Origin of the sequence: Nakamurella multipartita DSM 44233 (genome assembly GCF_000024365.1) — a bacterium.
GTDB lineage: Bacteria > Actinomycetota > Actinomycetes > Mycobacteriales > Nakamurellaceae > Nakamurella > Nakamurella multipartita.
The window spans coordinates 4,833,551-4,846,902 of the sequence record NC_013235.1; the positions used below are offsets into that span (position 1 = coordinate 4,833,551).

13 protein-coding genes are annotated in these 13,352 nt (G+C 72.8%); 9 read left to right on the top strand and 4 right to left on the bottom strand.

All coding sequences use genetic code 11. The features are described from left to right. Positions 1 to 8 precede the first annotated feature (8 nt). The 8 genes from ssuE (at position 9) to NAMU_RS21600 (ending at position 9,283) form a co-directional block, all read left to right on the top strand. Entirely contained in the window at positions 9 to 1,232 is a 1,224-nt protein-coding gene (ssuE, locus tag NAMU_RS28570) for an NADPH-dependent FMN reductase (protein WP_015749457.1), read from the top strand. Then, positions 1,229 to 3,256, top strand: a complete 2,028-nt coding sequence (locus NAMU_RS21570) for an FAD/NAD(P)-binding protein (RefSeq protein WP_015749458.1) — start codon at positions 1,229 to 1,231, stop codon at positions 3,254 to 3,256. The genes ssuE and NAMU_RS21570 overlap by 4 nt, the downstream gene beginning before the upstream one ends. Beyond that, positions 3,246 to 4,385, top strand: a complete 1,140-nt coding sequence (locus NAMU_RS21575; protein ID WP_015749459.1) for an LLM class flavin-dependent oxidoreductase — start codon at positions 3,246 to 3,248, stop codon at positions 4,383 to 4,385. Before NAMU_RS21570 ends, NAMU_RS21575 begins: the two co-directional genes overlap by 11 nt. A 330-nt stretch (positions 4,386 to 4,715) precedes the next feature. Then, entirely contained in the window at positions 4,716 to 5,312 is a 597-nt protein-coding gene (locus tag NAMU_RS21580) for a DUF1684 domain-containing protein (RefSeq protein WP_015749460.1), read from the top strand. Then, positions 5,309 to 5,926 carry an NADPH-dependent FMN reductase gene (locus NAMU_RS21585; RefSeq protein WP_015749461.1) on the top strand — a complete coding sequence of 206 codons (618 nt, stop codon included), beginning with the start codon at positions 5,309 to 5,311 and terminating at the stop codon, positions 5,924 to 5,926. Before NAMU_RS21580 ends, NAMU_RS21585 begins: the two co-directional genes overlap by 4 nt. After that, positions 5,923 to 7,149: an LLM class flavin-dependent oxidoreductase gene (locus NAMU_RS21590; protein ID WP_015749462.1), complete on the top strand. Its 1,227-nt coding sequence runs from the start codon at positions 5,923 to 5,925 to the stop codon at positions 7,147 to 7,149. The genes NAMU_RS21585 and NAMU_RS21590 overlap by 4 nt, the downstream gene beginning before the upstream one ends. Next, positions 7,146 to 8,561: an NtaA/DmoA family FMN-dependent monooxygenase gene (locus NAMU_RS21595; RefSeq protein ID WP_015749463.1), complete on the top strand. Its 1,416-nt coding sequence runs from the start codon at positions 7,146 to 7,148 to the stop codon at positions 8,559 to 8,561. Before NAMU_RS21590 ends, NAMU_RS21595 begins: the two co-directional genes overlap by 4 nt. Further along, positions 8,558 to 9,283 (top strand): GNAT family N-acetyltransferase, encoded by a 726-nt coding sequence (locus NAMU_RS21600; RefSeq protein ID WP_015749464.1) that lies wholly within the window; start codon positions 8,558 to 8,560, stop codon positions 9,281 to 9,283. The genes NAMU_RS21595 and NAMU_RS21600 overlap by 4 nt, the downstream gene beginning before the upstream one ends. Before the next feature lie 27 nt (positions 9,284 to 9,310). Here NAMU_RS21600 and NAMU_RS21605 read toward each other — a convergent pair whose 3' ends face one another. The 4 genes from NAMU_RS21605 to NAMU_RS21620 all read right to left on the bottom strand — a co-directional run bounded on the left by NAMU_RS21605 (position 9,311) and on the right by NAMU_RS21620 (position 12,746). Beyond that, a complete protein-coding gene (locus tag NAMU_RS21605) occupies positions 9,311 to 9,835 on the bottom strand; it encodes a DUF4395 domain-containing protein (RefSeq protein ID WP_015749465.1) in 525 nt (174 codons plus the stop codon). Between the two features lie 91 nt (positions 9,836 to 9,926). Next, positions 9,927 to 10,418 (bottom strand): beta-class carbonic anhydrase, encoded by a 492-nt coding sequence (locus NAMU_RS21610; protein WP_015749466.1) that lies wholly within the window; start codon positions 10,416 to 10,418, stop codon positions 9,927 to 9,929. Between the two features lie 226 nt (positions 10,419 to 10,644). Continuing rightward, on the bottom strand, positions 10,645 to 11,784 hold the full coding sequence (gene ald, locus NAMU_RS21615; protein WP_015749467.1) for an alanine dehydrogenase: 1,140 nt from the start codon (positions 11,782 to 11,784) through the stop codon (positions 10,645 to 10,647). A 101-nt stretch (positions 11,785 to 11,885) separates the two neighbouring features. Continuing rightward, entirely contained in the window at positions 11,886 to 12,746 is an 861-nt protein-coding gene (locus NAMU_RS21620; RefSeq protein WP_015749468.1) for a metallophosphoesterase, read from the bottom strand. A 95-nt stretch (positions 12,747 to 12,841) separates the two neighbouring features. On the opposite strand from NAMU_RS21620, the gene NAMU_RS21625 reads away from it, so the two are divergent. Next, entirely contained in the window at positions 12,842 to 13,180 is a 339-nt protein-coding gene (locus tag NAMU_RS21625) for a cupin domain-containing protein (RefSeq protein ID WP_015749469.1), read from the top strand. Positions 13,181 to 13,352 lie beyond the last annotated feature (172 nt).

The following is a 13,352-nucleotide window of genomic DNA, read 5'->3' on the forward strand; positions in this document are numbered from 1 at the left end:
AGCATTCCATGTCCACCGTTTTGAGCATTTCCGGAAGCCCGCAGCCGGTGTCGAGCACCCATGCCCTGCTGACCCACGTGAACCGGCGGATCGCCGGGGCCGGCCACACCGTCACCATCCTGCCGGTGCGCACCCTGCCCGCCGCTCCCCTGCTCGTCGGTGACCTCACCCATCCGGCCATCATCGAGGCGATCGCCGCGGTCCGGGCCGCGGACGCCCTGGTGGTGGCCACCCCGGTGTACCAGTCGGCCTACTCCGGTCTGCTCAAGGTGTTTCTCGATCTGCTGCCGCAGTTCGCGTTGCGCGGCAAGACCGTGCTGCCACTGGCCACCGGAGGTTCCAGCGCCCACGTGCTGGCCGTCGACTACGCGCTGCGCCCGGTCCTGTCGGCGCTGGGGGCCGCCCACGTGACCCCGGGCTGGTTCGTCCCGTCCGCCCATATCCGGGTCTTCCCCGACGGCGGGGTGCTGCTCGATGCCGCCTCGCTGGCCCCGATCGCCCAGGTGACCGACGAGTTCCTGGCCACGATCGCGACCGCACGCGCCGGTTCGCTTCCGCTGCGGGTGGACGCGGCCGCCGGGCCTCGGGTCCGTCCGGTCGCCGGCGCCGACGACCTGGCCGTGCACCGGGTGGACCCGAGCGATCCCCGGCTGCGTCCGCTGCTGACCGACCTGGTCGTGGAGTACGGCACCCGGTACGGACGCGAGTCGGCGAACACCGAGCTCACCGAGGTGGCGGCCAGCGACTTCGCCGAGCCCGACGGCACCTTCCTGCTGCTGGTGGAGAACGGCGAGACCGTCGCCGGCGGTGCGCTGCGCCGGTACGACCACGACACGGCCGAGGTCAAGCGGGTGTGGACGGCCCACGGGCACCGGCGGCGTGGGCTGGCCCGCCGCGTGATGGCCGAGCTGGAGGCCGCCGCGCACCAGCTGGGGTACCGGCGGATCCATCTGACCACCGGCCCCCGCCAACCGGAGGCCCGCCAGCTGTACCTGGCGACCGGCTACACCCCGCGGTTCGACCTCACCGCCGACCCGGAGTCGATCGGTCCGCTGCCGTTCGGCAAGGAACTGGTGCCCGGAGCCGGGCTCGCCCCCTGGCCCGCCCCGCGCGCAGCCAGCCCGGTGGCACCCCGGAAGGACCGGCCGCTCACCCGTCAGCCCGACTACGCGCTGGGGCCTGAGGACCGGCGACAGGTGCATTCGCGGGCCGTGAACGGCATTCCGGCATGACTGCCCCCGCCGGCCGCGCCAGCGTGGTCTTCGTCGGCGGCGGTCCCCGCACGGTGGGTCTTCTCGAGCGCATCGCCGCCAACGCTCCGGCCCTGTTCCGCGGCCGCCTGGACCTGCACGTCGTCGATCCCTTCCCGGCCGGGGGTGGCCGGATCTGGCGCGGCGACCAGTCCGAGCTGCTCTGGATGAATTCCATGGCCCGCGACGTCACGGTGTTCACCGACGACTCGGTGACGTGCGCCGGGCCGATCGTGCCGGGTCCGGCCCTGCACGAGTGGATCATCGGGCCGGGCCGCGCCGTGCTCGACGCGGCCGGGCTGGGTGAACCGGCGCAGCGGTTGCAGCCGGACGACTTTCCGTCCCGGCGCCTGCAGTCGCACTACCTGCGCTGGGCTTTCGAGCGGGCCGTGGCCGCCCTGCCGGACGGGATCACGCTGGTGGAGCATCGCAGCCGGGCAGTGGCGGTCGAGGGCGGCGAGCACGATCAGCAGGTCCGGCTGGCCGACGGGCAGCAGTTGCGCGCCGACATTCTGGTGCTGGCGCAGGGATTCCTGGATCGGGACCCGACGCCGGAGGAACGGCGACTGTCGGCCGCCGCCGAACGGCACGACCTGACCTACGTGCCACCCGGTTACACCGCCGACCTGGACCTGTCCGCCGTGCGTCCGGGCGAGCCCGTCCTGGTCCGTGGTTTCGGCCTGGCCTTCATCGATCTGATGGTGCTGCTGACCCAGGGCCGCGGCGGCCGCTTTGACGATGCGCCGGACGGGACCGGGCCGCTGGTGTACCGGCCCAGCGGCCGGGAGCCGGTCCTGCACGTCGGTTCCCGGCGCGGCGTGCCCTACCACGCGAAGATCAGCTACGCGGTGCCCGGATCGATTCCGGTGCCCCCGACCTATCTCACGGTCGAGGCCGTCACCGGCGCCGCCGCCGCGGCCGGGTCCGACGGCGGGCCGGTGGACTTCCGGTCGGTGGTCTGGCCGCTGATCGCCAAAGAGCTGACCGCCGCCCACTACCGGCGACTGGTCCACGCCCACCCTGAGCGCGTGCTCGGCCCCTGGAACGAGTTTCGCGATCTGCTGGACTCGGCCAGCGTGACCGGCGACGCCTTCGCCCGCGCGGTGGAACAGCTGGTGCCCAAGCGCGAGGACCGCTTCGACCTGCCGATCATCGACCGACCGCTGTCCGGTCATCACTTCGGGTCGTCCGCCGATCTGACCGGTACCGTCATCGAGTACGTCCAGAACGATCTGCGGCGGCGGGCCGATCCCGCCTACTCCGCCGACGCGGCCGTCTTCGACGCGCTGTTGACCGTTTACGGCGTCCTGAACATCCTGATCACCCGGGGCCTGATCGCCCCCGCCGACCGGATCCGATACGTGGAAGGGGATTTCCACAGCTTCTTCTCCTTCCTGGCCAGCGGGCCGCCACCGCGGCGACTGGCCGAACTGCTCGCCCTGCACCGGGCCGGCGTGGTCCGATTCGCCGGTCCCGAGCTGCAGGTCGACCTCGAAGGGGGTCACTTCGTGGGCCGCTCGCCGGCCGTCCCGGGGGCCATCCGGACCCGCGCCCTGATCGACGCCCGATTGCCCCGCCCGGACGTCCGGGCGGCCGCCGACCCGTTGATCCGCGGGCTGCTGGCCGACGGCGAACTGGCCGTCGAGGACCTGACCGGCGCCGGAGGTCGCGGTCCGGACGGCGGTCAACTGCTGGCCGACGAACTGGCCCGGGCGGTCCGGGCCGACCGGACGGTCCACCCGCGGCGATTCCTGCTCGGCCCTTCGGTCTCCGGGTCGGCCGGATCGGCCGGGTTCTCCCGACCGGGCTTCAACGGGCCCGGGCTGCGGCAGAACGACGCGGTCGCCCGGCACCTGTTGACCGAGCTGACCCGGCCGACCGTCGCCGGGGGGTCCGCCAGCCGCCCGCAGCCCCGGCCTCGTGCCTATGGGGCCACGACATCATCTCTGTCCGTTGCGTTCTCGCACGCACCGCATCCTGCAAAGGAGAGTTCTCATGCCCGTTGAGTTCCTGGGAATTGCCGGCACCAACCCGGCCAGCGAGGTCACCGCCCGGCGCGGCGGCATTCTCGACCTGGATTACACCCGCCGGCTGGCCCGCGCCCACGAGGATCACGGCTGGGATCGGATCCTGTTCGCGTATCACTCGGGCTCGCCCGATCCGGCTCAGGTGGCCGCCTACGTGGCCGGGCACACCGATCGCCTCACACTCGTGGTGGCCCACCGGCCGAATGTCTCGGCCCCCACCTACGCGGCCAAGACCCTGGCCACCCTGGACCACCTGTCCGGCGGTCGGGCCGAGGTGCACTTCATCACCGGCGGATCGACCGCGGACCAGGCCGCCGAGGGCGACCACCTGGACAAGGACAGCCGCTACGAGCGCACCCGCGAGTACATCGCGATCGTCAAACAGGCCTGGACAGCCACCGATGCCGTCGACTTCGCCGGCCGGCACTACGACATCCGCGGATACCGGCCCGACATCCGGCCGGTCCAGCAGCCCCGGCCCCGGGTCTCCTTCGGCGGTTCCTCGGCCGCGGCCTACCGGGTCGGCGCCGCCGAGGCCGACGTCTACGCCCTGTGGGGTGAGCCACTGGCCGGGACCCGCCAGCAGATCGCCTCGATCGAGTCGGCCGCCGCGCAGGCCGGGCGGCCCCGACCGCAGCTGCAGATCGCCTTCCGGCCGATCATCGCGCCCACCGAGGACCTGGCCTGGGCCAAGGCCGAATCGATCCTGAACCGGATCTCGGCCACCGCGGCCGGGAGCATCGCGCCGACCTTCCGGACCGGAACCCCGGAGAACGCCGGCTCCCAGCGCCTGCTCGCGGCCGCGGCGGGCACCGACCGGCACGACCGGGCTCTGTGGACCGCCCCCACCCGGCTCACAGGCGGGGCCGGTAACTCCACCGCCCTGGTCGGCACCCCGGAGACGGTGGCCGCCGCCCTGCTGAACTACTACGACCTGGGCATCACCCTGCTGTCCGCCCGCGGCTACGACATCGCCGACGACGCGATCGATTTCGGTCGCTACGTGATCCCGCTGGTGCGCGCGGAGGTGGCCCGCCGGGATGCGGCCGCCGCCCGGGCCACCGCGACTACCGACCTGCGCGCACCGGCCCTGGCCGGAACGCGTTGACGGCGAACCCTCCTCGACAGGAAGAACCGACATGAGCCCGACGTAGCGCCCCTGACCGGCGATTCGGCCGCGAACCTGATCGCCGGCCCCGCACGCACCGCCACCGACGACCTCACGGCGGGCTGGACCCACTGGCACGACGCCCGCGAGCAGGAGCTGCGGACCGAACACGGGTGGCTGTCCATCACCGCCTTCCACTGGCTGCCCGATCGACCGGCCACCCTGCCCGGACTGCCGGGCCAGTGGCACAGCGCCGACGGGTGGTCGCACCTGACGGCGACCCGGCGCGACGGTCTGGAGCACGCCGACGGTCCGGCCGCCGGCACGCCCGTGCAGGGCTCGATCGCGGCTCGGGTCGATGAGGCCGGTTCGCGATTCTGGGTTCGGCACGGTGCGCGGATCGTCGAGCTGGTGCGCCGCGGCGGCCGGGACGCCATCCGGGTGCGCGACCCGAAAGCACCGGAAAGGCTGGGTTTTCGGAGTGTTCCGACCTTCCCGGTGGACCCGGCCTGGGTCCGCACCGGTCGCTTCACGCCCTTGGCCGAGCCCCGCTCGGTCACGGTCGAGACCGCCCGTCCCGACCTGCGCCAGCAGGTCACCGCGGTGGGCACGGTCGAGGTCGACATCGAGGGCACCCGGCATCGGCTGACCGCCACGGCCGGACCGCGTGGCCGGCTGACCCTGTCGTTCACCGACCCGACGAACGGCCGGCACACCGCACCGTGGCGGGTCGTCACCCTCGACCCGGCGGCCGACGACGGCACGATCGTCGTGGATTTCAACCGGACCGTGAACCTGCCGTTCGCCTTCACCCAGTTCGGCACCTGCCCGGCCCCCGTCCCCGGCAATCACCTGCCGGTGGCCATCAACGCCGGCGAACGGGCACCGCACCGGGTGACCGGCCCGCTCGCGACGCTGGCCTGGTGAGCCGGGTGAGCGAGATCAGGATCGTCACCGTGGTCGGCAACCCGAAGGCGGGTTCCCGGACGCTGACCGCCGCCAGCACGCTGGCCTCCGGGGTGGCCGAGCGACTGCGCGAGGTGGGCGAGTTCGACCCGGTGGTGGCCGAACCGATCGACCTGGCCGTGATCGCCGACGGGCTGCTCGCTCCGTGGCGGCTGTCCCCCGCCGCCGCGAACGCGGTCGACAGCGCCCGCTCGGCGGCGGTGCTCGTGCTGGCCACGCCGACCTACAAGGCCAGCTATACGGGACTGCTCAAACTGTTCCTGGACACCCTCCCGGCCGGTTCGCTGGCCACCGCGGCGGTGCTGCCGCTCACCGTGGCGGGTGGCCCCGGCCACCGGCAGCTCGCCGACCTGCAGCTGCGACCCGTGCTGAGCGAGCTCGGCGCGGCCGTGCCGACCCCGAGCCTGCTGCTCGAGGAGGCCCAGTTGGCCGCGCTGCCCCCGATCGTCGAGGACTTCCTCGACCGGCACGCCGCCGTGCTCACGGCCACCGTCGCCGCCCTGCGCCGCCCCGCCCGCACCGCAGTGACCGCCCGCACCGCAGTGACGCACGAACTGAAAGGCAGCCTGTCGTGACCCACCTGCATCTGGCCATCGCCCTGGACGGCGCCGGCTGGCACCCCGCGGCCTGGCGGGAGCCGGGCGCCCGGCCGGGCGACCTGTTCACCGCCGGCTACTGGGTCGACCTGGCTCGCTCCGCCGAGCGCGGGCTGGTCGACCTGATCACCATCGAGGACTCGTTCGGCCTGCAGTCCAGCGACGTCCGCGGGCCCGACGGGCGCAACGGCCGGGTCCGCGGACGGCTGGATGCGGTGCAGATCGCCGCCCGGGTCGCGCCGGCCACCCGGTACGTCGGCCTGGTACCGACCGCGCTGGTCACCCACACCGAGCCGTTCCACCTGGCCAAGGCGATCGCCACCCTCGACTACGTCAGCCACGGCCGCGCCGGCGTGCGGGCCCAGATCTCGCCGCGCGCGGTGGACAGCGACCTCGTCGGCCGCCGGTACATCCCGGAGTTCGATCGGACCGGGCCGATCACCGGTGAGGCGGCGGAACTGCTGGACGAGCTGTTCACCGAGGCCTGGGACTACGTCGAGGTGTTGCGCCGGCTCTGGGACAGCTGGGAGGACGACGCCGAGATCCGCGACGCCGTCACCGGCCGGTTCATCGACCGCAACCGGCTGCACGCCATCGACTTCACCGGTGACTTCTTCTCCGTCAAGGGCCCCTCGATCACTCCCCGCCCGCCGCAGGGCCAGCCGCTGGTGACCGCCCTCGCGCACGCCGCCCCGGATCTTCGCGAGCTGCCGATCCGGTTCGCCGCCGGACAGGCCGACCTCGTCTGGCTGACCCCGCACGACCGCGCCCAGGCGCAGGGCCTGGTCGAGGCCGTGCACCTGGCCCGGCAGCAGTCCGCGGCCGGGTCGGCCCCGGTGCACACGTTCGCCGACCTGGTGGTGTTCCTGGACCGGCCCGGTGAGTCCGGGGCCGACCGCAAGGAGCGGCTGGATACCCTCGACGGCCGCGAATACCGTTCGGACGCAGGGGTATTCACCGGGTCTGCGGCGGAACTGGCGGACCTGCTGGTCGACTGGCAGCAGGCCGGAATCACCGGGTTCCGGCTGCGTCCGGGCGTCCTGCCCGACGATCTGGACCTGATCGTCGAGGCGCTGACCCCGGAACTGCAGGCCCGCGGTCGGCTCCGCCGGAACCACGAGGCGAGCACCCTGCGCGGCCTGCTGGGCCTGCCCCGCCCGGAGAACCGTTACGCCACCACCCGTCAGGGAGTCAACGCATGAGCACCGACCGACCCCGCAAGCAGATCCATCTGGCCGCCCACTTCCCCGGGGTCAACAACACCACCGTGTGGAGCGATCCCCGATCCGGCAGCCACATCGAGTTCGACTCGTTCGTGCGGTTCGCGCGCATCGCCGAGCGGGCCAAGTTCGACTTCCTGTTCCTGGCCGAAGGTCTGCGGCTGCGCGAGCAGGGTGGCCAGATCTACGACCTGGATGTGGTCGGCCGCCCGGACACCTTCACGGTGTTGGCCGCGCTGGCCGGGGTCACCGAGCGGCTCGGCCTGACCGGCACCATCAACTCCACCTTCAACGAGCCGTACGAGGTGGCCCGCCAGTTCGCCACGTTGGACCATCTGTCCGACGGTCGGGCCGCGTGGAACGTGGTGACGTCGTGGGACGCGTTCACCGGGGAGAACTTCCGGCGAGGCGGCTTCCTGCCGCAGGAACGGCGGTACGAGCGGGCCCGCGCCTTCCTGGACGCCGCGACGCAGTTGTTCGACTCCTGGGACGGGGTGCGGGTCGAGCCCGACCGGGCCGCCGGGCGCTTCCTGGCCGGACTGGACGAGCGGGACGCCGCGCCGACTCCCGGCGCGTTCGCGGTGCGCGACGACGACTTCGACATCGAAGGTCATTTCAACGTGCCGACCAGCCCCCAGGGCCGGCCCGTGATCTTCCAGGCGGGCGACTCGGACGCCGGCCGGGAGTTTGCCGCGGCCAGCGCCGACGCCATCTTCTCCATGCACGGCACGCTGGCGGCCGGGCAGGCGTTCTACGCCGACGTGAAGAGCCGGCTGGCTCGCTACGGTCGCCGGCCGGAGGACCTGCTGGTGCTGCCGGCGGCCACGTTCGTGCTCGGCGACACGGCCGAGCAGGCCCACGAACAGGCCGCCCTGATCCGCCGCCAGCAGGTCAGCGGAGCGACGGCGATCGCGTTCGCCGAGCAGCTGTGGAACCGTGACCTGTCCGGCTACGACCCGGACGGCCCGCTGCCCGACGTCGATCCGGATCCCGGGGAGCACACCATCTCCCGCGGCCGGGCCTCCGTCCGGCACTTCCGCGATCGGATCGCCGTCGCCGCCCAATGGCGCGAGCTGGCCGCCGCCAAGGGACTCTCGTTGCGGGAGGTGGTCATCGAGGTCACCGCGCGGCAAACCTTCGTGGGCACGGCGCAGTCCGTGGCCGACGACATCGACCGGTACGTCCAGGCCGATGCCAGCGACGGATTCATCCTGGTGCCGCATATCACCCCGGACGGGCTGGCCGACTTCGCCGACACGGTGGTGCCGATCCTGCAGGAACGCGGGGTCTTTCGCACCGAGTACACCGGCACCACCCTGCGCGATCACCTCGGGCTGACCCGCCCGACCCCGGGGTCCCGCCGACCCACCCGGTTCGGACGGGTGGCGTCATGACGGTCGCTGCGGCGGTGGATCTTTCCCGCCCCGATCCGGGGCTGGGTGATCCGGATCTGGACCGGGTGGTGTGGGCCTCGCTGACCTCGGGGCACCATGCCCGATTGACCCAGCGTCGCGGTGATGCCGCCCGATACCACCCGGACGTCGCCCCGTTCGTCGGGCTGGCCGACCCGGCCGACCCACGAGGCTGGGCCGATGTCGCGGCGCTCGTCGGGCCGGGGGCCACGGTCGCGGTCTCCGGGGCGGGCGTGGTCCCGCCCGCCGATTGGGCGGTCACCCTGATCGGCCGGGGTGTGCAGCTGGTCGACGTCACGCTGGACAAGCAGCCGGACCCGGAGGCGGTTCGCCTGGGCCCGGACGACGTGCCGCAGATCCTGGATCTGGTGGCCCGCACCGAACCCGGCCCGTTCCGGCCGCGGACCATCGAACTGGGCACCTACCTGGGCATCAAGCACGACGGGCGGCTGGTGGCCCTGGCCGGGGAACGGCTGCACCCGCAGGGCTGGACCGAGATCAGCGCGGTGTGCACCGATCCGGCCTACCGCGGGCGGGGGCTGGCCAGCCGGCTGGTGTCCGCGGTGGGCGCCGGCATCGCCGATCGCGGCGACCGGGTGCTGCTGCACGCCCTGGCCACCAACCCGGCGGTGAGCCTGTATCAGCAGTTGGGCTTCCGGCTGCGGGCCGTCACCGAGTTCCGTTCGGTGACGGTGCCGGGCTGACCGCGCACGGTCCTCGGGGCCGGCCGGTCAGCCGCTGCCGCTGGCCGGCTGCGGCCGCCGCAGCCGGATGTCGTTGCAGGCCTCGCACACCGAGGCGGGGATCACCCCGAGCGCCTGCAGCCGGCCGAAGATGATGCAGCCCAGGCAGATCGCGAACACCGACTCCAGGAAGGCGGCGACGGTGATCAGCCCGACCAGCACCCAGGCCGCGGTCGGCGCGCCCAGGTAGTAGGCGACCAACGCCGCCGTCGACAGGGTGGCGCCGATGGCCTGGGCGAACCGCTTCGGCGGGCCCGGGACCAGCCTGGCCGGACCCAGCCGCGGCGCGATGACCCGGCTGGCCAGCACCGCGAACGGCGAGACCCGCGGTCCGAACGCCACCCGCAGCCAGAACCCGATCGCCAGCGCCCAGAGCAGCCACGGCGTGCGGAACACCAGCACCGCGACGGTCAGCAGCACCACCAGGCCGCCGACCGACCGGGCCACCTTCTCGTTCACCGGGTTCGGAAACCGGAACACCTCGGCGACCGACCGAGCTCTTACCAGAGCCATTGCACTGCACCTTCCTTCGTGACTGATCAGGCCAACACCGCCGCGGGCGAACCGCTTCCGGGCGGTGACCGAGGTCACCGCCCGGAAGCGCTCAGTGCACTTCGCGCAACGATCCGTTGGTGACGTCGTAGACGAACCCGCGGACCGAGTCCTTGACCGGGATCGAGGTGTCGGCGCGGATCCGGCCGATGCTCTGCCGCACGTCCGCGTCCAGGTCGGTGAACGCCTCGGCCGCCCAGGCCGGCTTGACCCCGGTCTCCTGCTCGATCCCCCGCCGGAACTCGTCGTCGGTGAAGGTGAGCATGCCGCAATCGGTGTGGTGGATCAGGATGATCTCGGTGGTGCCCAGCAGGCGCTGGCTGATGGCCAGCGAGCGCAGTTCGTCCTGGGTCACCACCCCGCCGGCGTTGCGGATGACGTGCGCGTCGCCCTCGGTCAGGCCGAGCAGCCCGTAGACGTTGAGCCGGGCATCCATGCAGGCCAGGACGGCCACGCCGCGCCCGGGCGGCAGCGGCAGGTCGCCCTTGTCGAAGGTGTCGGCGTAGCGGGCAGCGTTGGCCAGGAGTTCATCGGTGACGGACATGGGTGGACCTCTCGGGAGGGTGGACGGCGGGGCGCGACCCGGCCCCGCCGGGTGGGCGGACGGCACGCAGGGCTCGGGACCGGACCCGAGCCGGGTCAGCGACAGACGGCCGAGCAGACCAGCATCTGGTCGACGGCCCGCCGGCGCACCAGCACGCGAGCGGGATCGCTCAGCGCACGCGCATCACCGGACATACCGCCGACTGTCGTCACCGTCGGCGAGGATGTCAAGCCCGGGTGGGTGAATCGAGCAGCCCGATCGGATCAGTGAACGGCAGGCCATGGGCCGCGGCCACCGGGGCATTGGTCAGCTGGCCGCCCAGGGTGCTCACGCCGCGGGCCAGGACCGGGTCGGCCGCCACCGCACCGCGCACGCCCAGCGTCGCCACGGTCACCAGGTAGGGCAACGTGGCCGAGGTCAGGGCCAGGGTCGAGGTCCGCGCCACGGCTCCGGGGATGTTGGCCACGCAGTAGTGCACGACGCCCTCGTCGACGTAGGTCGGATCGGAATGGGTGGTCGCCCGGCTGGTCTCGAAACAACCGCCCTGATCGATGGCGATGTCCACGGCGACGCTGCCCGGCCGCATGCTGGCGATCATCGACCGGGTGACCAGCTTCGGTGCCTTCGCGCCGGGCACCAGGACCGCGCCGATCAGCACGTCGGAGTCGGCGATGTAGGCGGCCATCCGGGCCCGGTTCGGGGTGACCAGGTCGACCCGGCCGCCGAAGATGTCCGACAGGTAGGCCAACCGGGTCGGGTTGGTGTCGAAGACCCGGACGATGCCGCGCATGCCGATGGCGATCTTGGTCGCCTCGGTGCCGGCGACCCCCCCGCCGATGATGGTGATCTTGGCCGCCGGGGTGCCGGGAACCCCGCCGATCAGGATGCCGGCCCCGCCGGACGGGCTCTCCAGGTGATGGGCGGCCGCCTGCACGGCCAGCCGACCGGCGACCTCACTCATCGGGGCCAGCAGCGGCAGCCGGCCGTCCGGGGTCTGCACGGTCTCGTACGCGATCGAGTCGATCCGGCGGTCCAGCAGGAACTCGGTCAGGCCGCGATCGGCCGCCAGGTGCAGGTAGGTGAACAGCTGCTGGCCCGCGCGGAACCGGTGGTACTCGGCCGGGATCGGCTCCTTGACCTTGACGATCAGGTCGGCCCCGGCGAACACCTCGTCCGCGGTGGCCACGATCCGCGCCCCGGCCTGGGCGAACTCGGCGTCGGAGAAGCGGGACCCGGCGCCCGCCCCGGCCTGCACCAGCACGGTGTGACCGGTGTGGGCCAGCTCGTACACGCCGTCGGGCTGCATGGCGACCCGGTTCTCGTTGTCCTTGATCTCGGCCGGCACTCCCACGACCAGGGCGGACATGGCGGCTCCCTCGGGCTCGGGGCGACCGCGAGGTCAGCTGCTCCCGCGGTTGAGCCAAGGGTACGGTCCGCGCATCCCCGCCGCCCGGCACGAAGACGGCCCTATCGGGCCACCACCCGGGCGTCGGGGAAGACCAGCGGCTCCCAGACCGGGGCCGGCCGCCGCCCGTGACCGGGGTCGATGCCGACGATCCGGCGCTCGCCGACCGTCGTCGTGGTGTGCCGCAGTACCGGGTCCGGCGTGAACCGGCCGACCCGGTCGGGCAGCCCGAGCGCACGGCCGGTGGACCAGTCGACCAGGCTGCTGTGCCCGTGCACCTGGTGGAAAGGCATCTGCAGAGCAGCCTCCCGCCAGGACGGGATGAGCTCGTCCGGCGCCGAGGCCCACATCGGCCCGGCGGACAGGTCGATGGATTCGGTGACCATGACCCCCGGCCGGAACAGCCACTTCTCGTGCAGGTTGCCGATCAACCGGTTCAGCCCCCGCGCCGCCGTCACGCCGTCGTCCGGCAGGCCCAGGAAGTGCCGCCAGAATCCCTGGGTGAGCCCGGCGTGGGTGATCAACCAGGCCGCCGCGTCGCCGGGCACCTGCACCGCGGCGGCGACCCGCAGCCGCTGGGTGCCCCACCACCGGTTGATCACCTCGCGAGACGGGCCGGGCAGCCGTTCGGGCCAGTGGAACTGCGGCAACCCCAGATAGAGCGCCTCATGATTGCCCGTCAGCTGGACCCACTGGTCGGGCTGCTCGGTCATCACCCGGTCGACCAGGTCGATCACCCCGGCCGAATCCGGGCCCCGGTGCATCAGATCGCCCACCTGCACCACCGTCAGGTCGGCCGGCAGCGTCAGGGTGCCCGGGTCGGCCCCCAGTGCCACCAACCCGGCGGCCAGGGCGTCCCGCTGGCCCCCGACGTCACCGAAGACGGCGACCCGACCCGGCCGGGCCTCCGGTGGCGTTGACATCGGCCCAGTGCATCACAGCTACCGGCCCGACCTGCGCAAACGCAGCCCGACTCACTCACCCGGCGCGCCGGGTGGGTCAGGGCCACGATGGCCAGATGCAGAAGATGTCGTTGACCGCGTTGGCCCGCGAGCAGCTCGATCTGGCCCGATCGGCCAGCAGCGGCCGCAGCGCCAGGACGGTCTGGGGCGGCCACGAGCATGTGCTGCGGCAGACGGTGATCGCGCTGACCGCGGGGGCGGCCCTGTCCGAGCACGAGAACCCCGGGGAGGCCACGATCGCGGTGCTCGAGGGCCGGGTGCGGATGGACGCCGGCGGCCATCAGTGGCAGGGCCGAGCCGGCGATCTGTTGCTGGTGCCCCCGTCCCGGCATGCGCTGACCGCCCTGGAGGATGCGGTCGTTCTGCTCACGGTGGCCAAACCGGACCGCGCCTGACGGACCCGGGCTTCCCTCGGGCGGGATCGGCCTGGTAGAAGGGAAGGATGACTGCGCGCCCCCTCCTGCTCGTCAGCCGTCGGGCTGTCGATTTCGGGCGCGTCACTTCCGCCGCCTGTCCGGTTCGCTGACGGTCTGCGGCATCGGCGCCGCCACCATCTCCGGGAACGTC

Bases quoted from the DNA above. Each gene is read 5' to 3' on its own strand.
- NAMU_RS21605 (WP_015749465.1), bottom strand. From the start codon at position 9,835: ATGGCTCTGGTAAGAGCTCGGTCGGTCGCCGAGGTGTTCCGGTTTCCG.
- NAMU_RS21620 (WP_015749468.1), bottom strand. From the start codon at position 12,746: ATGTCAACGCCACCGGAGGCCCGGCCGGGTCGGGTCGCCGTCTTCGGT.
- ald (WP_015749467.1), bottom strand. From the start codon at position 11,784: ATGTCCGCCCTGGTCGTGGGAGTGCCGGCCGAGATCAAGGACAACGAG.
- ssuE (WP_015749457.1), top strand. From the start codon at position 9: ATGTCCACCGTTTTGAGCATTTCCGGAAGCCCGCAGCCGGTGTCGAGC.
- NAMU_RS21575 (WP_015749459.1), top strand. From the start codon at position 3,246: ATGCCCGTTGAGTTCCTGGGAATTGCCGGCACCAACCCGGCCAGCGAG.
- NAMU_RS21570 (WP_015749458.1), top strand. From the start codon at position 1,229: ATGACTGCCCCCGCCGGCCGCGCCAGCGTGGTCTTCGTCGGCGGCGGT.
- NAMU_RS21595 (WP_015749463.1), top strand. From the start codon at position 7,146: ATGAGCACCGACCGACCCCGCAAGCAGATCCATCTGGCCGCCCACTTC.
- NAMU_RS21625 (WP_015749469.1), top strand. From the start codon at position 12,842: ATGCAGAAGATGTCGTTGACCGCGTTGGCCCGCGAGCAGCTCGATCTG.
- NAMU_RS21610 (WP_015749466.1), bottom strand. From the start codon at position 10,418: ATGTCCGTCACCGATGAACTCCTGGCCAACGCTGCCCGCTACGCCGAC.
- NAMU_RS21600 (WP_015749464.1), top strand. From the start codon at position 8,558: ATGACGGTCGCTGCGGCGGTGGATCTTTCCCGCCCCGATCCGGGGCTG.